The 22,279-nt window shown below is 66.1% G+C and carries 11 protein-coding genes and 4 pseudogenes; 14 read left to right on the top strand and 1 reads right to left on the bottom strand.

Annotated features, from left to right (window positions below):
- The first annotated feature begins 42 nt into the window (after window positions 1-42).
- The 7 genes from ABZX90_RS38305 to ABZX90_RS38275 all read left to right on the top strand — a co-directional run bounded on the left by ABZX90_RS38305 (window position 43) and on the right by ABZX90_RS38275 (window position 14,589).
- Window positions 43-225 carry an FxLD family lanthipeptide gene (locus tag ABZX90_RS38305; protein ID WP_355212874.1) on the top strand — a complete coding sequence of 61 codons (183 nt, stop codon included), beginning with the start codon at window positions 43-45 and terminating at the stop codon, window positions 223-225.
- 119 nt (window positions 226-344) lie between these two features.
- A complete protein-coding gene (locus tag ABZX90_RS38300) occupies window positions 345-3,233 on the top strand; it encodes a lantibiotic dehydratase (RefSeq protein ID WP_355212872.1) in 2,889 nt (962 codons plus the stop codon).
- Window positions 3,230-4,474, top strand: coding sequence for a lanthionine synthetase C family protein (locus ABZX90_RS38295; RefSeq protein ID WP_355212870.1), 1,245 nt, complete (start codon window positions 3,230-3,232; stop codon window positions 4,472-4,474). The genes ABZX90_RS38300 and ABZX90_RS38295 overlap by 4 nt, the downstream gene beginning before the upstream one ends.
- Window positions 4,475-4,493: 19 nt before the next feature.
- The gene (locus tag ABZX90_RS38290) at window positions 4,494-5,324 is read left to right on the top strand and encodes a thiopeptide-type bacteriocin biosynthesis protein (protein WP_355212868.1); all 831 of its coding nucleotides are present in this window, start codon (window positions 4,494-4,496) and stop codon (window positions 5,322-5,324) included.
- Window positions 5,308-6,432, top strand: a complete 1,125-nt coding sequence (locus ABZX90_RS38285) for a hypothetical protein (RefSeq protein ID WP_355212866.1) — start codon at window positions 5,308-5,310, stop codon at window positions 6,430-6,432. Before ABZX90_RS38290 ends, ABZX90_RS38285 begins: the two co-directional genes overlap by 17 nt.
- 544 nt (window positions 6,433-6,976) lie before the next feature.
- Window positions 6,977-14,095, top strand: a complete 7,119-nt coding sequence (locus ABZX90_RS38280) for a polymorphic toxin type 24 domain-containing protein (protein ID WP_355212864.1) — start codon at window positions 6,977-6,979, stop codon at window positions 14,093-14,095.
- 56 nt (window positions 14,096-14,151) lie between these two features.
- On the top strand, window positions 14,152-14,589 hold the full coding sequence (locus ABZX90_RS38275) for a hypothetical protein (RefSeq protein ID WP_355212862.1): 438 nt from the start codon (window positions 14,152-14,154) through the stop codon (window positions 14,587-14,589).
- A 531-nt stretch (window positions 14,590-15,120) separates the two neighbouring features.
- Here the strand turns inward: ABZX90_RS38275 and ABZX90_RS38270 are convergent.
- A complete protein-coding gene (locus ABZX90_RS38270) occupies window positions 15,121-15,552 on the bottom strand; it encodes a transposase family protein (protein WP_355212860.1) in 432 nt (143 codons plus the stop codon).
- A 167-nt stretch (window positions 15,553-15,719) separates the two neighbouring features.
- On the opposite strand from ABZX90_RS38270, the gene ABZX90_RS38265 reads away from it, so the two are divergent.
- The 7 genes and pseudogenes from ABZX90_RS38265 to ABZX90_RS38235 form a co-directional block, all read left to right on the top strand.
- Window positions 15,720-15,953 (top strand): hypothetical protein, encoded by a 234-nt coding sequence (locus tag ABZX90_RS38265; RefSeq protein WP_355212858.1) that lies wholly within the window; start codon window positions 15,720-15,722, stop codon window positions 15,951-15,953.
- Window positions 15,953-16,708 (top strand): annotated as a pseudogene (gene cas6e, locus ABZX90_RS38260) (type I-E CRISPR-associated protein Cas6/Cse3/CasE); the annotation flags it as partial. The gene ABZX90_RS38265 and the pseudogene cas6e, both read left to right, overlap by 1 nt.
- Before the next feature lie 41 nt (window positions 16,709-16,749).
- Window positions 16,750-17,691: pseudogene (gene cas1e / locus ABZX90_RS38255) on the top strand (type I-E CRISPR-associated endonuclease Cas1e); the annotation flags it as partial.
- Window positions 17,688-17,768: pseudogene (locus tag ABZX90_RS38250) on the top strand (type I-E CRISPR-associated endoribonuclease Cas2); the annotation flags it as partial. The pseudogenes cas1e and ABZX90_RS38250, both read left to right, overlap by 4 nt.
- A 674-nt stretch (window positions 17,769-18,442) precedes the next feature.
- Window positions 18,443-18,784 carry a hypothetical protein gene (locus ABZX90_RS38245; protein WP_355212856.1) on the top strand — a complete coding sequence of 114 codons (342 nt, stop codon included), beginning with the start codon at window positions 18,443-18,445 and terminating at the stop codon, window positions 18,782-18,784.
- Complete coding sequence (locus tag ABZX90_RS38240) at window positions 18,781-21,918, top strand: DUF87 domain-containing protein (RefSeq protein ID WP_355212854.1); 3,138 nt, start codon at window positions 18,781-18,783, stop codon at window positions 21,916-21,918. Before ABZX90_RS38245 ends, ABZX90_RS38240 begins: the two co-directional genes overlap by 4 nt.
- Window positions 21,911-22,279: pseudogene (locus tag ABZX90_RS38235) on the top strand (hypothetical protein); the annotation flags it as partial. The gene ABZX90_RS38240 and the pseudogene ABZX90_RS38235, both read left to right, overlap by 8 nt.

Here is a 22,279-nt window from a genome sequence, read left to right as displayed (position 1 = left end):
GCCCCGGCACCTTGCACCATCACTCACTGCCAGGAGGCATGTATGACCGTTCAGATGGACCGTCCGATTCTTCAGGCGGTCGCCGAGCAGGAGACGTCCGGACTGGACGACTTCGACCTGGACATCACGATCGTCGAAGGTGGCCCCGCCGCGGACCACCTCATCCGTCTGACGAACGACGGCTGCAACTCGACGTGTGCGACTGCGTGCACGAGCTGCCCGTAGTAACACCAGACCGTGTTTATCGCGGTGCCCGGCTGCGCCTGATCCATGGGCGCGGCCGGGCACCGCGCAGGCCACAGGAGGGTTGTGTGTATCGCTACGTTGATGCAGCAGTGATACGAGTGGCTGCGTTGAACTCCGACCGTCAGGTGGTCTGGCCGGATCTGACCGGCCCGTCCGCGACCACCGCGTCGTGGCGGGCGTGGCTGCAACATGCCTGGCAGGCCGCCGACTTCGCGGCCGCCGTCAAAGCCGCCAGCCCGGACCTCGCGAGTCGAGTGGACCAGGTCTGTGCTGGCCAGTCGCTGCCGGAGCTCGCTGTACGCCGCACGGTGCTTTCCGTGCTGCGCTACTTGCTGCGGGCCCGGACGCGCGCCACCCCGTTCGGTCTGTTCGCCGGGGTCGCGGCCGCGCGAATAGGCGCCGCCCCCTCATTGCGCATGGGCACCGGGCACCGGGCATTCGCCAGACCCGACGCGGCATGGACCACGGCGCTCATCGATCGGTTCGAGGAGCACAGCGGACTGCGGCCCCATTTGATGGTGCTCGCGTCCAGCCTCGTCGCCGAGCGCGACGGGTACGTGGTGATCGAGCACCGCCCTCGTGGCACGCGCGACGGGGCTTCGGAACACGTGCAGATACGTTTGACCGGGCCGGTCCGCGAAGCCCTGGACGGCGCGCGGACTCCGATCCTGTGGAGCGACCTAGTAGCAAAACTCTCCGCCGGTTTCCCGACCGCGCCGCTCACTGCGATTGAGAAACTGCTTGCGGGCCTGGTCAGGCAACGTTTCCTGATCACCAGCCTCCGCCCGGCGATGACGGCGACCGACCCGCTTGCCGCACTCCTCACGCACACGCAGTATCTCGCCCCCGCTGAGACAGCGGAGTTACGCGAGTACCCCAAAGCATCGCTCGACCTGCGGGTGGACTGGGACCTGGTCGTCCCGGAGACGGTAGCCCAGGAGGCGGCAGCGGCAGCCAAGGCACTCACGCGTCTCGCGCCCAGGTCTGCGTTGGCCGGATGGGCCGAGTGGCACAGTCGGTTTCTTGAGCGGTACGGGCCAAGGGCGGTCGTCCCCGTTGCGGACGCCGTCGACGCGCTCGGGTACCCATCCAGCTACCTCGGGTCCACCACCACGTCGCCGCCCTCCCCGCTGCCCGACCGGGACAGCCGACTCATCAAGCTCGCCCACAGAGCCGGGATGCAGCGCCGCATTGAAGTCGAGCTCGACGATGCCGCGTTGGAGGAACTGGCCACCACAGATCCTGGCCACTGTGTCCAGCCGAGCACTGAGGTGACCGTCCGCATCGACGCTGCGAGCCTTCCGGCCCTGCAGCACGGCGAGTTCACCCTGCACGTCGTCGGTGTGGCGCGCTCGGCCGGAACGACCACCGGCCGCTTCCTGACCATCCTGGAGGACGAGGATCGCCGTCGCATGACCAACGTGCACGCCGGGCTGCCCGGAGTACACCAGGGCGCGCTCCTGGCGCAGATCAGCTCCACCCCGTTGTCCGCACCCGCTGAGAATGTCGCGCGTGCCCCGCAGGTGACCAGGCTGGTGATCTCGCTTGGCGACTACCAGGGGTCGGATACCAGCCTCATTCCCCTGACGGATCTGGCGGTGACTGCCGACGCCGAACGGCTGCACCTTGTCTCGCTCTCCCGTCGGCGGCCGGTGCACACGCTGCTGCTGAATGCCGTAGACCTGGGGTATCACACCCATCCGCTGGCCCGGTTTCTGGCCGAGGCGCCGGTCGCACTGGCCGTCCCGTGCACCGGATTCATGTGGGGCACGGCTGCCTCCAGCCTGCCGTTCCTGCCCGCGCTGCGCTACGGACGCACGCTCCTGTCCCCGGCCCGCTGGCTCCTCACCAGCGACGACATCCCCGGTGCCTCGGCACCGTGGCCGCAGTGGGGCGAGGCCCTGACCCAATGGCGGCGCGACGTGCATCTGCCCGAGCGGGTGTACTTGAGCGAGGCCGACCAGTGCATGGCCCTGGACCTGGCGGAACCCTCACACCGGGCCCTGCTGCGCACCCACCTGGACCGCGACGGCAAGGTGACGCTGCATCCCGCACCGCAACCCCAGGACCTGGGCTGGACCAGCGGCCGCGCCCACGAAGTCGTCATCCCCTTGGCTGCCGCAGGCCAAGCCATCGCCCCCGTCCGGGCGCCGGGCCACGTCGTCAGCCGCGAGCACGGACACCTGCCCGGTTGCAGCAACCGCATCTACCTGCAGCTCCACGGACACCGAGACCGGCAGAACCCGCTCCTGACCCGGTATCTGCCGACCCTGCTGGAGGAACTGGGCGACCCCCAATGGTGGTTCGTCCGCTACCAGGACCCCGGCGACCACCTCCGCCTCCGTCTGACCTGCGCGCCCGGCACACTCGGCTCCATCGTCGAGCAGATCGGCGAGGGGACCCGGCAGCTCCGACGCAGCGGCCTGATCACGCACGCCAGCGTGGAGACCTACCACCCGGAGACCGCGCGGTTCGGCGGCCCCGCCGCGATCGACGCGGCCGAGCAGTACTTCGCCGCAGACTCCGAGGCCGCCGTAGCCCAACTCGCCGCCCAGGCCGGGAAGAACGCACCGGATGCCCGTGCGATGACCGCCGCGAGCATGGTGGACATCGTGACTGGCCTGCTCGGCGACGCCACCGCGGCGATGCACTGGCTCATCGAGCACACCCGCACCGGCCAGGCCGCTCCGCCCCGCGCCGTCTACCGCCAGGCCGTCGACCTGGTGAACGCCGACCTGGCGAACGCCGACCCTGCGGGCCTGGACGTGCGCGTCACCACGGCCTGGTCCGTACGCCGCGTGGCGCTGGCCGCCTACCGCCGCGCGCTCAAGGACGCGACCACACAGCCCCACGACGTGCTGCCGGACCTGCTGCACCTCCACCACGTCCGGATGTGCGGGCCGGGGCTACCCCAAGAACGTGCGCACCTGCACCTGGCCAGGGCCGCCGCCCTGAGCTGGACGGCACGAGCAAGGAGGTCACGGTGACCACGACAGCCCCCGCCCCAGCTGCCCTGTCGACCGCCGACCAACTGGCCGACGCGCTGGCCACACCCCGCACGGTGTGGCCCGGTGGCCGGCCGGATGGCGGTCGCTCGTGGCCGCAGTCTCTCGCCGGAGGAGCCTCGGGCGTTGCCCTGCTGCACATAGAGCGCGCCCGTACCGGCCGCGGCGACTGGGACACCGCGCACACCTGGCTGGCCACGGCCGTACACGGCGAAGTGAGCGCAGCGGCCAACGCGAACCTGTACTTCGGCGCTCCAGCCCTCGCGTACATCACACACCGCGCGGCGAGCGCGTCGAGCCGCTACCGGCGCGTCCTGGAACGCTTGGACAAGGCGACCCTCACCGTCACCCGGGCCCGCCTGGCCGAGGCCCACCTGCGCATCGACCGCGCCGAGCGGCCTCCCATGGAAGAGTTCGACCTGATCCAGGGCCTGTCCGGGCTGGGCGCCTATCACCTGAGCCGTGATCCCGGCCGCGAGATCACCCGTGACGTCCTGTCCTACCTGGTGCGCCTGACAGAGCCCATGCCCGATCGGGCCGGGCTGCCGCCGTGGTGGATGAACGTCGGACCCACCGGCGCACCTCACGCCGACTATCCCCATGGCCACGGGAACTTCGGGCTCGCCCACGGCATCGGTTCCGCCCTGTCCGTGCTGTCCCTGGCTCTGCTGCGCGACCTGGCCGTGCCCGGCATGGTCGACGCGATTGAACGGATCTGTGCCTGGACCGACCGATGGCGCCAAGGCGACGTGAGCGACCCCTGGTGGCCGGGCCTGATCTCGTTACAGCAGGCGGCCGACGGGCACGTCCATCCCGACCTTCGCCCCCGGCCCTCCTGGTGTTACGGAGCCAGTGGCACCGCCCGCGCGCAGCAGCTGGCTGGACTCGCCCTCCGCGACCCGGCACGGGTACGGGCAGCCGAGAACGCCATCCTTGCGACCCTGCGCGACCCGCTCCAACTGGGCAAGCTCCCCGAGATTGGGCTGTGCCACGGCATGGCTGGACTGCTGCACGCCGCATGGCGGATGGCCACCGAGTTGGGCAACGCCGAAATCGCCGCGGAGCTTCCGCGCCTGACCAGCCGCCTGATCGCCGCGCTCCACCAAGACAACTACGACCCGGAACTCCTCGATGGAGCAGCCGGAGCCGCCCTCGCCCTGCACACCCTCAGCACGGGCGGCGCGCCCGCACCGCACTGGGACACCTTCCTCGCCCTGGCGTGAACACCCCGGAGACCGCCTCATGAACTCGCCCACCTGGTGCCAGACCAATGTCGTGTTCCCGGACTGGGAACGCGCCGAGTCAGTCGCTCTGGCTCAACTCGCCCCCCTTCTGCGCACCGCAGAGGACGAAGGCGCGCTCACCGCATGGTTCCTGGTCCGCAAACGCCCGTGCTGGCGCGTGCGCTACCTGCCCGCCGCCGACGCGCACGACCCCATCGGCCAGGGCCTGGACGCGCTGATCGCCGACGGGTACATCAAAGGGTGGACAGAGATCATCTACGAACCCGAGGTGCACGCCTTCGGCGGCGTCGAAGCCATGGCATCCGCTCACCGCCTCTTCCACCGCGATAGTCGCAGCCTGATTGATCACCTCCAAGACAACGCCGGCAAACACCGGCGCGAGACGTCCCTCATGCTGTGCAGCCTCCTGATGCGCTCCGCCGGATTGGACTGGTACGAGCAGGGCGACGTCTGGGCACGCGTCGGCGCCCATCGCTCGCTACCCCCTGGTACTGAGCGGGACAGCCGAGATCGACTGCAGGCCGCCGTGCATCGACTGATCTCTGTGAACGGGGAAGACCTGATGTGCACGGGCGGACCACTGGCCCACGTTGCCGGATGGGCCCGCGCCTACACCGACACCGGACAGGAACTGGCCTGCCTCACAGATTCCGGACAGCTTCACCGCGGTCTGCGTGACGTCCTGGCCCATCACGTGCTTTTCGCCTGGAACCGGATCGGCCTGCCCTACACCACACAGGCCGCCCTCGTGGCCGCCGCCAAGACCGTCATTTTCGGTCCGGACCCCGCCACGGAGAGGAGCGCCGCGGGCCGTGTGGAAACTCCCTAACGCCGTAGCCCAACGCTTCCTGCTTGTCGCCCGTCCCCGCCCCGCCTGCCTTCCGCTGGCCCAACGCGTGCATGCACTGGCCGAACTCGCCAGCGCCGCGGCGAAACTGGACGATTCGAGCGTGGCCTCCACGGTCTACAACCAGGCCGCACTGATCGCCTCCGACATCGGTGCACCGAACGCTGCCCGCACGATGTGTCACCAGCACGCTGCCGCTTACCTGCACGCTGTCCCGTTGCCCGGCAGGACCGCAATCCGGGCTCTCGAACCCGTCGTCAACCTCGCGCGCCTCCAAATCCGCGCCGGGCAGCACGCAGCCGGACACCAAAGCCTCCTCGCACTGTTCGATGCTGTCAGCACCGGCACCCCAACCCAGGTCGAGGACATTGCCGTACCTGCCGACATCACTGCGATTGCCGAGGACCGTCGAATGGTTCGCGCTTGGCTGTGGCGGGTCCTCCTCGCGGACGGGACGCGAGCCCTTACGACCGCAGGCCGCTGGGCCGACGCCCTCGCTCATGTCGAGGCACACCGCGGTGTCGGGCAGCGCATGTTCGACGGCCGGCAGGTCGCCGTCCTTGCCGCCCTCGCCACGGGCAACACCCTCGGCGCCAACAACCTGTTGGCCGCCACGGAGTTCGGGGAACCGTGGGAATGCGCCGTCACGGACTGCCTGACTGTCCTGTGCCGTCGGACTGAGGGTCTGGAGTGGCGGCGCCCCCTGCAGAACCTGGTGACCACCTACCTTGAACGTCCGGATGGGGACGACATGACCGTCTTCAATATGCGGCTAGGACTGACACTGCTGGACGTGGTCGCTTCGCCCGAGGACCCGACTGCGCGCCTGATGGTCGCGGAGCTGCACCGACGGACGATCAAGGCAACCGATGGCTACGCCGCCCGAGAGGCCCTGGCGCACCCCTTGTTCATCGCACTCGCAACAAACCGAGAAACGCAGGATTGCCGTGCTCTCCTCCACGCCTGCGCACTCGAAGCCGAGTCGCTCCCCAGCGAGTTGCACGGCCAACTCGCAAAGGCACTGCGCACGAGCGACCACACGATCCGGAAGAACGTGAGCCATCGGGAACGGTCTTGGGCAATCGGGTAGGAGTGATCTCGACTACGGCCCCAACAGGAAACGGCCCAGGGCTCGTCTGCCGCATCCGGATTCCAGCACCGAACCCGTCATAACGGGCGCTGTCCGCGACCCTCTCTTAGTTGCCGGACACGCCTTCGGCCCCGCTCGCGGAAGATTCCCTCCGTGGCGGGGCTTCGCTGTGACTGATGAGCCTGATGTGGCGCTGCCCTCGGCCACCACCAGGGAAGCGCGAAGGATGCCAAATCTGCCTGAACCGCAGGTCAGGCGCCTGCGTGACAGGTCACCCGTTTGTGGGGAACGTCACAGAGTCGGACGGAAACCCATGATCGAACCCTCTATTCACACCTTGTTCACACGAACTACTGTCCCGCTTCACTGATCAAAATCCAGGTCGAGCCGATCCCAGCGTGCTGGTGAGCACGTTCGGCATGCCCGGATGACGGCAGTTGATTCATTGGACTGCCCTTGCGTGTGATGCAGGTGGCATGCGTGGGGGGTTCGAGTGGCCGTAAGGCGTGCGCGTTACCTGTCAGTTGGGCTAGCCGGTGCTCTCATGGCTGGCTTGCTGACGACGATGTCGGTGGTGTCACCGACCGAGGCGGCCGCAGGGGAGGACTCGATACCGGTCGTTCCCTCCCAGTCGCTGGGCACGGTCCCCGCGCAGCAGGCGGAGGAAGTAGGCAAGGCGCTGCCCACGCCGGACTGGCCGAGCGCGGCCGAGGCGACGGTGGATCTGTCGCAGGCGGAGCCCGGCGATCCGGGGGCGGTGGCGCCGAGCGCGTCCGCGTCGCAGTCGCACGACCAGGACCAGGACGTCACCGCGGTCGGTGACGTGGTCGAGGTAGCGCCGCTGCCCGAAGGGGAAGGTGCCGTTGCGCAGCTGGCGTCGGCACGTCTCACGGACGACGACGCTTCGCCGTCCACGGACCCTAGTCCTTCGGACAGTCCTGAAGGGGGCACGTCGCCCACGCCGGAGTCGGGCGTGACGTCGGAACCTCAGCCCTCCGACTCCGCTTCCACCTCCGAATCGGCATCGGCATCGGCATCGGCTGAGCCTGCAGACGACGACCCGATCTCTCCCGATCAGGTCGACGTCCGGGTTCTGGACCGTGACGACGTCGCGCCGGCGGGAGGGATCGGGCTCGGGCTGCAGGTCACCCGCTCCGACGGCGTGACCACGCCGGGTCAGGTGCAGGTCAGCATCGACTACTCCGGCTTCAAGTACGCCTACGGCGGCGAGTTCGCTTCCCGGCTGCGGCTCGTGAAGCTTCCCGCCTGCGCGCTGGAGACCCCCGATGCCGAAGACTGCAGGGGTCGTGAATTCGTCCCCGTGGACAACGACACCAAGACGGGCACGCTGACCGCGACCGTGGTGGCGGAGCCGGACGACAGCGGGCTGTCCTCGCAGCTGGGCAGCGGCGCGGGTGCGAGCGTCTACGCGGTGACCAGCAGTTCGTCCTCGGACCAGGGCGACTACCGGGCCTCGACGCTGTCCCCGACCGGGTCCTGGGAGGTGGCTACCGGATCGGGCGCCTTCACCTACAACGTGCCGATCCAGCTGCCCAAGCCGGCCATGGGGTCGGCCCCGTCCCTGGCGATGACGTACAACTCGCAGTCGGTGGACGGCCGCACCTCGGCCACCAACAACCAGGCCTCCTGGGTCGGTATGGGCTGGGACCTCGGGGTCGGATTCATCGAGCGGCGCTACCGCAACTGCACCCAGGACGGTCTCGACGACATCGGCGACATGTGCTGGGACTCGCCGAACACCGCGACGGAGCCGGACGGCGCCGTCTACGTCATCAACCTCAACGGCGTCAGCTCGCAGCTCATCCAGGACGGCACCGGCACCGGCTCGTACCACGTGCAGGACGACCCGGGCTGGCGAGTGCAGCACCTCAAAGACGGGCACGGCGCGGACGACGAGTACTGGGTGATCTCCAGCCAGGACGGGCACCGCTACTACTTCGGCTGGGGCCGCTCCGAGCGCACCGGTACCACGACGGCTTCTGTGTTCACCGAGCCGGTCGTGGGCGATGACCTGGGCGAGCCGTGCCACTCCCAGTTCCCCGAGCCGTGCACGCAGGCCTGGCGGTGGAACCTGGACCGCACGGTCGATGCCAACGAGGTCGAGTCGGTCTACTTCTACGACAAGGAGTACAACTACTACCGGTCCACCGCCGACGTCGACAAGGCCAGGCAGTACACGGCGGGCGGCTACCTGACCGAGATCCAGTACGGGTGGCCCAGCCAGATCGCCGACTCCATGCCGACCGGCAGGGTGGAACTGAGCCATGTGGGCCGTTGCGTGGAGCGGATGGCGGACGCGGACCCGCTGCGCAGCGAGCCGGGCAACTGTCCGTCGATCTCTGCTGAGCCGTCGTCGTATCCGGACGTGCCCATCGATCTGATGTGTGACGGCACCTCGGCGGATTACGAATGCGCGGGCAAGACGTACTACCCCACGTTCTTCACCAAGGACATGCTGTGGGACATCAAGACCTCCGTCCTGGAAGCGGACGGCAGCGGCTGGGACCTGGTGCAGCAGTACCAGACCAAGCACGGCCTGCCCAACCCTGACGGATCCGTCGGCAAGACGCTGTGGCTGGACTACGTCCAGCGCAAGTCGTACGGGACGGACCCGGACATCATCCTGCCGGTCATCAACTTCAACGGCATCGACCTCGACAACCAGGTCGGCACCAAGGAGCTGAACTTCCGCCGCATCGAGACGATCCACGGAGACCTCGGCGCGACCACCACCGTCACGTACGGCTCGCCCAACGCCTGCAGCTCCGACGACTACCCGACCCAGTCCTCGAACACCAATGACTGCTACTGGCAGAAATGGACCCCAGAAGGGGCGTCCGACTCCACCACCGGCTGGTTCAAGAAGTTCCTGGTCACCAAGGTCACCGTCGACCCGACGGTGACCAGCAACCAGGACGGCGCGCCGGAGATGACGACCACCTACGACTACCAGGGCGGGGCCGGCTGGCGCTTCACCAACGACCCCCTCACCAAGGACGACGACGAGACCTGGTCGGACTGGCGCGGCTACCAGCGCGTCGAGGTCACCACCGGAACCGGCGCCGTCAAGCACTCCACGTTCCACTGGCTCTACCGCGGACTGGACGGCGACCGCACCGACAAGGACGACCCCTCCAAGACCCGCTCGGTCAGCGTCACCGACGGTGAGGGCACGTCTTACACCGACTCGCCGTGGCTGCAGGGCAAAACGATCGAGACGTCGAAGCGGGACGACACCGGCGACTCGCACGAGCGGGTCTTCCACAAGTACTGGGTCCACACCACCGCGACCTACACGGGGCTGCCCGACGCGCGCTTCGTCCGCGAGTCGGAGACCACCACCGCCACTAAAATCTCGTCCGGCACCGGCTGGCGCGAGCACGTCGTCCAGAACGAATTCGACGACAACCCCACCGCCAACACCTATGGCCTGCCCATACGGGTCGACGACCAGGGCGAAAAGGGCGTCGCAGACAACCGCTGCACCGCCTTCGGCCGTGCCTACAACACTGCCGCCTACGACGGCAGCGACGTCAAGCGGTGGACCGTCCTCACCGACGAGACCAAGCACTACAACACGGCCGGCGAAGGATGCGCAGGTCTGAGCGATGCCAACCAGGACGGTCACACCACCACGTTCTACGACGGCGCCACTTCCATAGCGGCCAACAATCCCGTCGACGGCAACCCGACCGAAGTACGTACCTACGCCTCGTCAGGATCGGCAGACTTCCAGCTGGTCAAGCACGACTACGACGACGCAGGCCGGGCGGTCTGGACCGAGGACGGCTACGAGAACCGCACCACCATCACCTACAGCCCGGACAACATCTGGCCGGTGGACGGCATCACCACCACCTCTCCCGACCCCGACGACGGCCTCGATCCCTGGCGCGGTCCGCTGACCTCCAAGGTGTGGCTGTCTCGCTACTGGGGCGTGCCGTACAAGAGCAAGGACGCCAACGGGAAGATCACCGAGGTCACTCTGGACGGCGCGGGACGCACCGTCGAGGTGTGGAAGCCCACCGAGACCGGCAACTCGCCGTCGGTGAAGTTCAGCTACAGCATCCCCACCTCCACGATCGGCGGGGTGCCAGACTCAGTCGACGGCTACCCCGGCGTGGGCACCCAGACCCTCCAGTCCGGGAACCAGTACCTGTCCATGCACACCTACGCCGACGGTTTGGGCCGCGCCCGGGAGACGCAGAAACCGATCCCCGACGATCACGACTACACCTATCGGCAGGTGGCTGTCGTCCGCTACGACTCGGCAGGCAACGTCACCGGCAACTCCGCCGTCTTCCGCAACTCAGGCCCAATGGGCATCGGCGGACCCTCCAACCCTGACTTGAAGGACCTGCCGTCCTACACCGACCTCACGCTCGACTGGGCCGGGCGGACCACATCTTCCAGAATCCTGGTCGGGAACGGCACCGACTCCGTTGAATCGATGTACGGGAAGAGCCAAACCACGTACCACGGCGACTACACCACCGCTACTCCGGCGGTTTACGGCGCAACGGACGCCTACACCGACGTGTACGGGCAGGTCTCGAAGGTCGTCGAACACACCGGCAGTTCGACCTACACCACGCAGTACACCTACACGGCCAAGGGCCAGCTCAAGCAGATCAGCGACCCACGCGGCAACAACACCAAATACACCTACAACTGGGCCGGCCAGCGCCTCACAGTCGACGACCCGGACGCCGGCCAATCCACCACCGAGTACGACATCAAAAACGGGCAGGTCAATAAGGTCAGCAGCAACATCAACCCGACCACCGGCATCGCGAAGACCGTTCTCAAGTACGGCTACGACAGCTTGGGCCGCAAGACGTCCGTGACCAGTGGGGCCGATGAACTAGCCGCATGGACTTGGGACGGCGTGACCACCCCGGGCGGGCAGGGGAAGGTCACCTCAACCGTCGGCCGGGACGCGAGCGGCAACACCTACACCACCAAGGTCAACAGCTTCGACGACCGCGGCCGCCCGGAAAGCACTACCGTCACCATCCCGGCCAACGTCACCGGCCTGGCGGGCGACTACAAAACGGAATTCACCTACGACGCCGCCGACCACGTCACCTCGGTGAAATACCCCGCAGGCCCGGCAGCCAGCGGTCTGGACGCGGAGACCGTCACCACCGGATACACCTCCTACGGGCAGCCCGACAGCGTCACCTCCGACAAGGCGACCTACGTCAACAACACGGTCTACGACGCATACAGCCGCCTCACCGACCGCTTCTATGGCAAGCCGACCACTGGCCTCGGCCTCGGAGACGCTGTCACCGCGACGCGTTCGTACAGCTACCAGGACACCACCGGCACCCACTGGCTGCAGGGCATCTCCACAACGACCAAGGTCAACCAGCTCATCACCGAAAGCCAAAAGGACACCTACAGCTACGACCTCTCCGGCAACATCACCGGACTGAAGGAAGAAGCCGGCGGGCAGACCCCCCAGTCCCAGTGCTTCACCTACGACGACCAGGCCCGCCTCACTCTGGCCTACACCCGCGTCGACGGGTGCACCGGGTCGTCGGGCTCGGACTTCGCCGGCACGTCCCCCTATCAGACCGAGTACACCTACGACCGCCTCGGCAACCTTCAGTCCGTCAAGGACACCGACCGGACCAGCAAGCTCACCAACCGCGACTACCTCTACCCCGGATACAACGACTCCGGCACCTGGACCACCGCCAACGCCGACACGCCCCACGGCGTCCGCAAGATCAACCACATCACCACCGACCCCACCACCGTCCCCCCCACCACCACCACCACTACCGGCACCGACACCCTCACCTACAACGACGACGGGACGATGCTCAAGCGCCTCGAACCCGGCACCACCATTGACTACACCTGGACCAAACTGGCCCAGCTCTCCACCGTCAAGACCACCAAGACCACCGGCAGCGAGCTCACCCGCTACGCGTACGACGCAGACGGCAACCTTGCCGTCCGAACCACTCCCCAGGAAACCGTCGCCTACCTCGGCGGTATGGAACTGCGCAACGACGGCAACAAAGTCAGCGCCACCCGGTACTACACCAGCGGCGGATCCACCGTCGCCATGCGCACCACCACCGGCAACAACACGCCCGGCGGCAAAGTCACCTACCTGATGGCCGACAACCAGGCCTCCACCCAACTCACGGTCGACGCCACCAGCGGCACCGCCACCCGCCGCCGCTACACCCCCTTCGGCGACGAACGCAGCGGCACCCTGCCGACCGGAACCAACAACGGATTCCTGGGCAAAACCGAAGACACCAGCACCGGCCTTTCCCTCCTCGGCGCCCGCGCCTACGACCCGGTCCTCGGCCGCTTCCTCAGTCCCGACCCCCTCAGTACCCCATACGACCCGCAAAACCTCTCCTCCTACAGCTACAGCCGGAACAACCCCGTCAGCTACTCGGACCCGACCGGTCTGATGACGGAGCCCACCCCGATCGACAGCGGCGAGCTTGACCCGGAGCCCGACGACTCAGGCGGCGGCGGTGGCGGCGGCGGTGGCAGCGGTGGTGGCAGCGGTGGCGACCCTTCTCCCGAAGAGATGTACCGGTGCGGGAGTGCATTGGGCTGCGACCCCGTTGATAACCCGGGAAACTTCTGCCAGCACAATGAAGTGCTCTGCACGTTGAGCACTCAGGGGCCGGCGTTCGAAGAGAGCATGCATAACCTGTGGCAGTTCGAGAAGGAACTGCTCGGAATCGCGGATGGCGAAGAGTGCCTCAAGGGTGTTGCTGAGGCGTGCCTCAGTGTCGGAGCAGATCTCATCGCCGCTGCAAAGTTCAAACTGGCGGAGAAGCTGCTAGGGGACGCGTACGGCGCAGTGTACGACGCTGTTACTTCCTGCTCGGTTCGAAATAGCTTCACGCCGGAAACTAAAGTCACGATGGCTGACGGCACGACCAAAGCCATCAAGGATGTCACAGTCGGCGACCAGGTCATTGCGACTGACCCTGAAACAGGAAGGACGGAATCCCGCACCGTCCTTGCCACTATCATCACGGTCGACGACAAAGATTTCACCGAACTCACGCTCAAAACACATGACGGTACGGCAAAGATCACAGCGACCGACCATCATCGCTTCTGGTCGCCCTCCGAGGAGACGTGGATCGACGCAGGTGACCTGAAGCCAGGCATGACCCTCCGTACAGAGACAGGTGCAAACGTTGCGGTACTTGCAGCGCGCCTCTTCCGCAAGCAGCAGGAGACCCGCAACCTCACCGTCGACGGCTTGCACACGTACTATGTGCTGGCTGGAAAAACTCCGGTCCTGGTCCACAATGACGGAGGCGGCAATCCCTGGGCGAATGCCAAAGAATGGCCGACCGGCCTGAAATTCCCGACGGGCGGAGACACCCGGGGCGCCACGCCTGGACCGGCTGGAGGAATTCTGTACCGTACGGGTGTCAACGGAGAGATAACGAACTATGCGGTCTATGATGAGCGCGGAATAATCATGCGGAGGGTCGACCTGGTCGGAGACGCCCACAAGGGCGTCGAAACTCCGCATGTCCAGTACTTCGAGCGGAACGAGAGCCCGAACGGAAAAGTTTTCCCGTACCAGGTCGATCCCGCTCATCCTACTGGTCCTGACGACGTTCCGCCGATCCACTGCTAAAAATCGGTAAGTGAATCAACTAACTATTACCACCGGTCGGAAGTCAGGTTGATGCAATGGACCCCAAAGGCCTCCCACAGCTCACGGAATGGGTCGTAGACAAGCGCGGGTACAGCCTCCAGGGCTTTATGGCGGCCAATGTCACGGTCGCTGACGCCACCGCGCTGATGGCGCTGTATTGGCCGAAGTTCGTTGAATATCAGGGCTGTGTATTCCTGGGCTTCAAATTCAGCCCCGAGGGCGTGGACAGATGGCTGGAGCGGCTGCCCGGTGACTTGCGGGCGGTTGAGTCAGTGGTGAATCATGTACACCTGTGGGACTACTTCACGCTGACCTCGGACGCCGAGTACGCCGCGCTCCCGGAACTGGCGGCGGATATAGCCGTCATCTGGCAGAGCGCGGCGCGGCAAGCCTTTCCGGAACGGGAGTTCGACATCTCAGTGTCGGATAGCGCAGGCGGCAACGGTCCGACCATCAGCCTCGTCAGCATCTGACGCCGTGCGTACTGACTCGTACGCAACCACCGCTGCCGAGACCCGTCGGTAGTCCTGGCCTAGCAACTGCGCCCCACGTGCAAAATTGAAGCCCCGTCAGGTATACCTGACGGGGCTTCTGCTTGGACTGCCAGGGCAAGGGTGCGGGGGCACACCCGCACAGGCGCGGGAGCGCGCGGCGACGACCTTCGGTATGCAGGTGGAGGTCTACGCCTACTTCGGATTCACCTGCGCGATGACTTCAACCAGGCGCGGAATCAGGCTCTGGATTGGTTGAGTTCTCGCGGATTCAAAGCTGAAGAAGTGAAGCTGGGCAAGTTCGGGACGATCAAAGGTAAGCCTATCGGCATGCAGACGGCTGACGGCAAGGCGGGATTTCGGATCGAATTCGATGATCGAAGTGGGGCTTGTCGACGATCAAGTTTTACGCGAACGTCCACACCGCAACGCCTGCCGCTCCATTCTCCCGGTTCCCCGATGCCCTGCGGGAGCGCCGTGGTCAGCCCGCGCACGTCCGCCTCCGATGGGTAGCTATCCGCAGATGCCCCCACCATGGTGGTGGTGACCTGGTCGGCGACGGTGGCGTGCCGTTGGTCGGCTGGCCCTCGTGGTAGGTGTTGTCGAGGTATCGGGCTCCGGCAGGCGACGGATCAACCGCAGTAGTGTTGACCCGCTCACCCCGGCGGCCAGAGTCTGGGACAGGCGGGTACCGGCTCGGCCGGCCAGCATCACCGCCACACGCTCCAGCACCGTCTGCAGCCCGGCGCTGCGTCGGCCGTGCCGGACGGTCAGCCCGTCGACCTGCTCGGCGAACGTCGCCTGTCTGCGTAGACGTTGGCCGCAGCGGAACCGCCGCACCTGTAACTCGATCAGCACCGGGCGCCCGCTGACCGAGGTGTCGGCGAGTTGCCGTACATACCGGCTGTGCACCCGAGACGACAGCGTCCCGCACGCCGGACACACGACCCGCTGCGGAACCGCCCGGGCCTGCGGTCTGGGCCTTGAGCTGGACGATCCGGGATTCGACTTACACGCCGTCCAGTCGATCGCGTACCCACATTGTGGCCTTGCCCCGTGGGAGCAGGATGTGCCTGTCGCTGTTGTCTTCGCGACTGCCGGACCATCCCCGCGTGCACGGGCAGGCCAACGTCCCCCTCGCGGTCCTGCGCGAAGCCAGCCCCGACGAACAGCACACGGACGTCCTGCGCGACCAGCCCCTCAGCTTCGCCGTAGAGCACCGGCGTCACGCACTGCGCAGCATCGTGCGGACGACCGTGGACGTGCCCAACCCGCAAGCCGCCACCCCGACGAGGAGTGCACCGCAGCACGACCCGTTCGCCGCTCTTCAGGAGGAGAGCACCTGATGCACCTCACCCGATTCCGTCTGAACACAGCGCGCCCCGGCGCCCGCCGTCTGCTCTCTTCACCCCAGGCACTCCACGCAGCCGTGATGTCGTCCTTCCCTGACCTGCTCCCCATGGCGCAAGGCGACACCGACGCCCCCCGAGTGCTGTGGCGCCTCGACCACAACGCCCGGGCAGAAGTCTTCCTGTACGTCGTCAGCCCCGGACAGCCCGACCTCACCCACCTCGTTGAACAAGCCGGATGGCCCGCAGCAGCTGCCAACCCGGAAACCCCTGGCTGGCAAACGCGGCCGTACAGTCAGCTGCTCGACGGCCTTGCCGAGGGCGACACTTGGGCGTTCCGGCTCACCGCCAACCCGGTCCACTACATCCGCCGAAAGGACGGCGACCCCACCAAGAGAACCGCCCACATCACCCCCGTTCACCAGAAGAACTGGCTCCTCGAACGCCAGGAACGAGCCGGGTTCCGCGTCATCGAAAAGTCCCACGACAAACGGCTCCTGCCCAGCGGTACAACCTTCCAAGGGCATGAACACCACGGCGACCGTTACGAACTGACTGTCCGAGACCAGCGCACACTGTCGTTCGCCAAATCCAGCGGTCCGACGCAGGCCCAGCGCCGGCCGGTCAGCCTGGTGACCGTCACGTTCGACGGACGCCTCGAGGTCACGGATCCCGAAGCCCTGCGCCGTACGCTCACCCAGGGACTTGGCAAGGCCAAGGCGTACGGCTGCGGGTTGATGACCCTGGCTCCGGCAGCCCCGACGCCAGGGGATGAACGGGTGACAACTGTCGGCAGCGCCCTGCGCTCACACCGCGCCACCTCACACGCGCCAGTGACCGGATGTCCTTCATCTACCTGGAGCGTTGCACCATCCACCGGGACGCCAACGCGATCACGGCTGAGGATGCCGAAGGCACCACACACATCCCCTCGGCCGCGATCGGCACTCTCCTCCTCGGCCCCGGGACCCGCATTACCCACCAGGCCATGAGCGTCCTGGGGGAGACCGGCGCGGCCGTCGCTTGGGTGGGGGAACACTGCGTGCGCTACTACGCGGCGGGACGGGCTTTGACCCGCTCGTCCGCCCTCGCAGAAGCCGAGGCTTGCCAGTGGGCCAACGTCCGCAACCGCCTTTCTGTCGCCCGCGCCATGTACCGGCTGCGCTTCCCCGACGAGGACCCATCCGGCCTCACCCGCCACGAACTGCTCGGCCGAGAAGGGCGACGGGTGAAAGACTGCTACCGCTCCCAAGCAGCCCGCACCGGCATTCCCCGGCGCGGCCGCAAATTCACCCCAGGCGACTTCACCAGCGGCGATCCCGTGAACCAGGCCATCACCGCCGCGGCGCAATGCATGTACGGAATCGCGCACGCGGTCGTCACATCTCTCGGCTGCAGCCCCGCACTCGGCTTCATTCACTCAGGCCATGAGCTCTCCTTCGTTCTGGACATCGCAGACCTCTACAAGACCGAGATCGGTATCCCGTTGGCCTTCGACGTCGCGGTAGAAGGAGACGACGACGTCGGCTCGCGAACACGACGCGCCCTACGCGATCGCATCAACGAACTCTCCTTGCTGGACCGCTGTGTTGCCGACATTCAGAGCCTGCTTATACCAGATGTGGGCGGAGCTGGTGAAGCAAGCAGCGTGTCAGACGTCGTCACCCTGCAGAGCGATGGCGGCCACACAGTACCTTCCGGCCGCAACTACGACGAGGGCGCGCTGAGCTGGTGACCGTCATCGTCCTCACGAACTGCCCCGCAGGGCTACGAGGATTCCTGACCCGCTGGCTCCTCGAAGTTTCCGCAGGTGGAAGCACGTGGGTTCGCAGATTCTCGGACGGCGGTGGTTGGGAACCCACGCGCTGACTGCCGCACTGTCTTGGTTCGACGGCGGGTTCATCGTCGGCGTTGCCTCAGCAGCAGGTGCACGCGGCCGTGGAACGCCGGGTTGTTACCGGTAGTTCGTTAAATCCGGTGGTAGAGGTCAATGCCGTGTCCGGTAGTGACCGAGTCGATGAGGGCCTGGAGCTCGGAGGGGGGATCCGTGTCGGTCCATGCTTGCCACCATCGGTTGCTGGTAGACAGTCGGTGCTCGTGACCTGACCGTTTGACCTGCGGTTTGGATGGGTGTCTGCTGGTAGAAGGGGCTGATGATCCGGGAGTGGTCCAGGATGACTAGCCCAAGCGCGTGTGCTCACTGTGGAGCTCTAGCGACGCCCGGAGCCGCGAGGTGCATCCGGTGCGGGCATGATTTTGCACCGCGACATCCCGACGAATCTTCTGCGCCATCCGATCCTCCCAGCGCGGCTCCTCCCGGAGTGCGCCCCGGCGGGGGCGGGTGGAACGCGCCGTCCGCAGGAGAGGCCCGTCGGCCACCCGAGGCCTTCACTCCCGCCCAGTCTCCTCAACCGGATACTGCGAGCCCTCAATCGACTCCGTCGCTCAGTACCAGCAGCGGAGTGGTAGAGGGACAGGTGCATGGTGTGCAGTCACGCACCGAGCAACAGGGGGAATCAAGCTCCGAGACGGTGTGGACGTTCCGGGTTGAACGCTATGACGAGGATGGCAATCGGGTGCTGCTGGTGCCGGTGGAGATGCGGGGCTACGCGTTCGAAGGGGCGATTTCCGAGGGCGATTGGGTACGGGCGCACGGCAAGATGAAGAGAGGAACGCTGCGGGCGAGCAAAGTGGAGAATCTGACGAGCGGGGCTGGCGTCAACGCCAAGACGACGCCCAAGGGTTGCTCGATTGCCATTGCCGTCTTCTTTGTCGCCTTCCTCGCTTTTCTCATCTGGGGCTTCTTCACTCAGGTCGTCGGGCGATGACGATCGAGCGCCTGACCGCGGAGGACCTGGACCATCTGCAACGTACCGGCTTCGAGCCACCTCGCCTCGGCCCCGAGAGCCACCTGACACAAGCGCCGCTCGGCCTGCGTACTCTTGTGCGGGTCGCCGGTATCGGACGCCTGGAGAAGACCCAGCACACGCCTTTCGGCGGCACGAACGGGACACACTGCAACGGGGACCCGCAGCCTTCGCGAGACCTGTTGGTCACTCTTTACAACTACCAGGTGCCGCTGGCCTTCATGGTCAGCTCCGAACCGGGCCAGGCGGCATTCCGTGCCGGCACATGGCTTCCCGAAGGCAGCCACAGTTCTGCGGCGCAGGAGAACGAGCGACTGCTGGAATCGGCTCTGCGGGCGCTGTACCCGACCGTCGACATCCGCCCCGACGACCCGGTAACAGGAACATGGCAGATGGGTGGACTGGTACTTGGGATTCCTACGCCCAGACCTCCGGACTCTGCCGAAGGAGTTCGCCAATTCGACCGGCTGCTGCGCGCGCTCCACCAAGTGCGGTGGGCCGCGCTGATATTGGCGCAGCCTCTCGGCGAGACGCTGGTACGTGACCTCAAACTCAGGCTGATCAACGAAATGCGCTCAGTTCAGACAGCGGTAACGGCGGGCGGCGTCCCAAGCCCGCTCGCTGATCACTACCTTGAGTTGCTCGGCGTGCAGCTCAAGGCCTTCACCGACGGCCAGGGGACCGGTGCCTGGCGCACCGCCGCTTACCTGCTCGGTGACGCCGACGGATACCCCCAGGTAGCGAGCCTGTGGCGGGGCATCTTCTCCGGTGACGACTCGCTCCCCGAACCTGTACGCGTGTCGGACCGCGACGACGTGCCCAAGCTCGCCAACTCCTGGGCCATGCCCGACCCAGCCGCCGACACCAGCACCCAAGGACACTACATCCAGCCCTTCCAACACCAGACGCTGCTCACTTCGACACAACTCGCCGCATACGTTCACTTCCCCAATGTGGAGACCAACGGATTCGTCATCACCCAGGTACCGCAATTCGACACCGTGCCGCCGCCCGCCGACAGTGCGGCACTCAATCTGGGCTCAGTCGTCGAACGGCAGCAGATCACCCGAACCTCGTACGGTATCCACCCCGACAAACTCACCCGCCATGCCTTTGTCACTGGCGTCACGGGGTCCGGCAAGACCAACACGGTCTTCTACCTATTGCGCCAAGCCGCCGAGCACAGCGTCCCCTTCCTCGTCATCGAGCCCGCCAAGACGGAATACCGGGTCCTGCTGCGTGACCACGTGCTCGGCCCTCAGCTTCAGGTCTTCACGCTCGGCGACGAGAACGTCTCCCCCTTCCGGCTCAATCCCTTCGAGGTCCAAGAAGGCATCCCCGTCGCAGTCCACCTCGACCTGCTGCGCTCCGTGTTCAACGCCAGCTTCGGCATGTGGACCCCGCTACCACAGATCCTCGAAGTCAGCCTGCACGCCATCTACGCCGACCGCGGCTGGGACGTCACCACTAATACCAACCGCCGGCTCGACGACGCCGCTGACCGCTCCGTAGCCTTCCCCACACTGACCGACCTCGTCCGCAAGGTCGAAGAACTTGTCCCCCAGCTCGGCTACGAGGACAAGGTCACTGGAGACCTCCGGGCAGCACTCAGCACTCGCCTGAACAGCCTCCGCACCGGAGGCAAAGGCCGTATGCTCGACGTCCGCCGATCCTCGCCCTTCGAACTGCTCCTCGGCCACCCCGCCGTCCTGGAACTTGAAGGCATGGGCGATGACGACGACAAGGCCTTCATGATGGGCCTGCTGATGATCCGCCTGGCCGAGTGTCGCCGCTGCCAGGGCGACACTGATGGACTGCAGCACCTGCTCGTCATCGAGGAGGCACACCGGCTGCTGGCCAACACCGCTGGTCCCCGAAGCAGTGGCGAAGTAGTCGAAGCCAATGTGCGGGGCAAGGCTGTCGACACGTTCACCAGCCTCCTGTCCGAGATTCGCGCCTATGGCCAGGGCGTCATCGTCGTCGACCAGATCCCGGCGAAGCTCGCGCCCGACGTCCTGAAGAACACCAACCTCAAGATCGCCCACCGGATCGTCGCCGGCGACGACCGCGAGGTGCTCGGCGCCACCATGGTGATGACGCCCGGTCAGGACGTCGCCCTGGCCACTCTGCCAGTCGGACGGGCGGCTGTCTTCACCGACGGCGATGATGCGCCGCTGCTGCTGCAGGTGCCACCCTCCAAAGGGGGGGCGGGAACCTGGCCGACTCACAGCGACGTACGCGACCACATGGCCCGGCGTAGCCCGGACGTTGCCGAGGGCTTTAGCTTCCCATCCGCTGGCTGCGACCAGCGATGCTTGCCCACACCAGAAGCCTGCGAGGCAGCACGGGCCCTGCTGCAAGAACCTCCCGTGATCCGATCCCTGGGCCGACTCCTCCTGTCCACAGTTCAGACGCGAGGCGCCCTGCAACGCACCTGGCCCGATGTCCTTGCCGTCGTCGAACCCCGCCGGCCCCCATTTCTGAGCCGCCGGGCCCTGCTCCCCTGCCTGATACGCCACGGTTCCCGGCAACTCGCCGACGCCCGCGGCGCCCGCGCTAGTTGGACCTACACTCAGACCGCAGCCGTCGCTGACCTCATTGATCAGACTCTGACTGCTCTCCTCGCAGGCCGCGACACTACCAACGATGTCATCGAACTGCGGAAGCTTCTCCTGGCCCTCCAAAGAGGCCGCTACGGACCCTTTCAAGGCTGCCAACGCATCTGGCAGGACCGCCCAGGCCCCTGCCTGTGCGCCCATCCGGTAGCCGAACTGGCAGCCGCGGGCGAATTCGCCAGCATTTGGAGGCAGGCACGCGAAACTGACCGCATTTCCCATAATGTTGGCCGACCTGCAACATGGGATATCTGCCGAGACGCCGCTTACCAGCTCATCGAATTCCCAGAAGGCGACCAAGGGGCCAGGCTCCAAAAGCATCTAAAGGACACTGTTGACCGCGTCGCCCTGTGCTTTGCTCAGCAAATGCTTGCAGCGGAAGACTGGGCACAGCCGGCCACTGTGCGGCGTGCCATCTCGGATCTATTTACCCATGCAATCTGTAATAACAATAACGAATCAGAAGATCGCCATGAGTGACGGGCCAGCCGAAAGGGGAGGTAGCGGCAGTGAATCACCGCATACAGGAGCTGGCGATCGTGGAGACAATCAGGGAAGCACAGGAATCGAAGAAGTTACGGGCGACCCGCAGGGGGCGCAAGGAAACGGCAACGAGCAAGCAACAGAGAGAGAGGGTCCTGGGTCTAGCGAATCTTCTGCTTCTCAGGCAGGCGACGGTTCGGATATAGACCCGGGCTTCGAGGAGAAGGGTTTCGGCGACGGTTCGGATATAGACCCGGGCTTTGAGGAGAAGGGTTTCGGCGACGGTTCGGATATAGACCCGGGCTTTGAGGAGAAGGGTTTCGGCGACGGTTCGGATATAGACCCGGGCTTTGAGGAC

Source organism: Streptomyces sp. NPDC002935, assembly GCF_040611295.1.
Taxonomy (GTDB): Bacteria; Actinomycetota; Actinomycetes; order Streptomycetales; family Streptomycetaceae; genus Streptomyces.
The sequence above is the reverse complement of the archived record's forward strand: the minus strand, read 5'-3'. Positions and strand labels throughout refer to the sequence as shown.

Bases quoted from the DNA above. Each gene is read 5' to 3' on its own strand.
- ABZX90_RS38240 (WP_355212854.1), top strand. From the start codon at position 18,781: ATGACGATCGAGCGCCTGACCGCGGAGGACCTGGACCATCTGCAACGT.
- ABZX90_RS38275 (WP_355212862.1), top strand. From the start codon at position 14,152: ATGGACCCCAAAGGCCTCCCACAGCTCACGGAATGGGTCGTAGACAAG.
- ABZX90_RS38280 (WP_355212864.1), top strand. From the start codon at position 6,977: ATGGCTGGCTTGCTGACGACGATGTCGGTGGTGTCACCGACCGAGGCG.
- ABZX90_RS38305 (WP_355212874.1), top strand. From the start codon at position 43: ATGACCGTTCAGATGGACCGTCCGATTCTTCAGGCGGTCGCCGAGCAG.
- ABZX90_RS38290 (WP_355212868.1), top strand. From the start codon at position 4,494: ATGAACTCGCCCACCTGGTGCCAGACCAATGTCGTGTTCCCGGACTGG.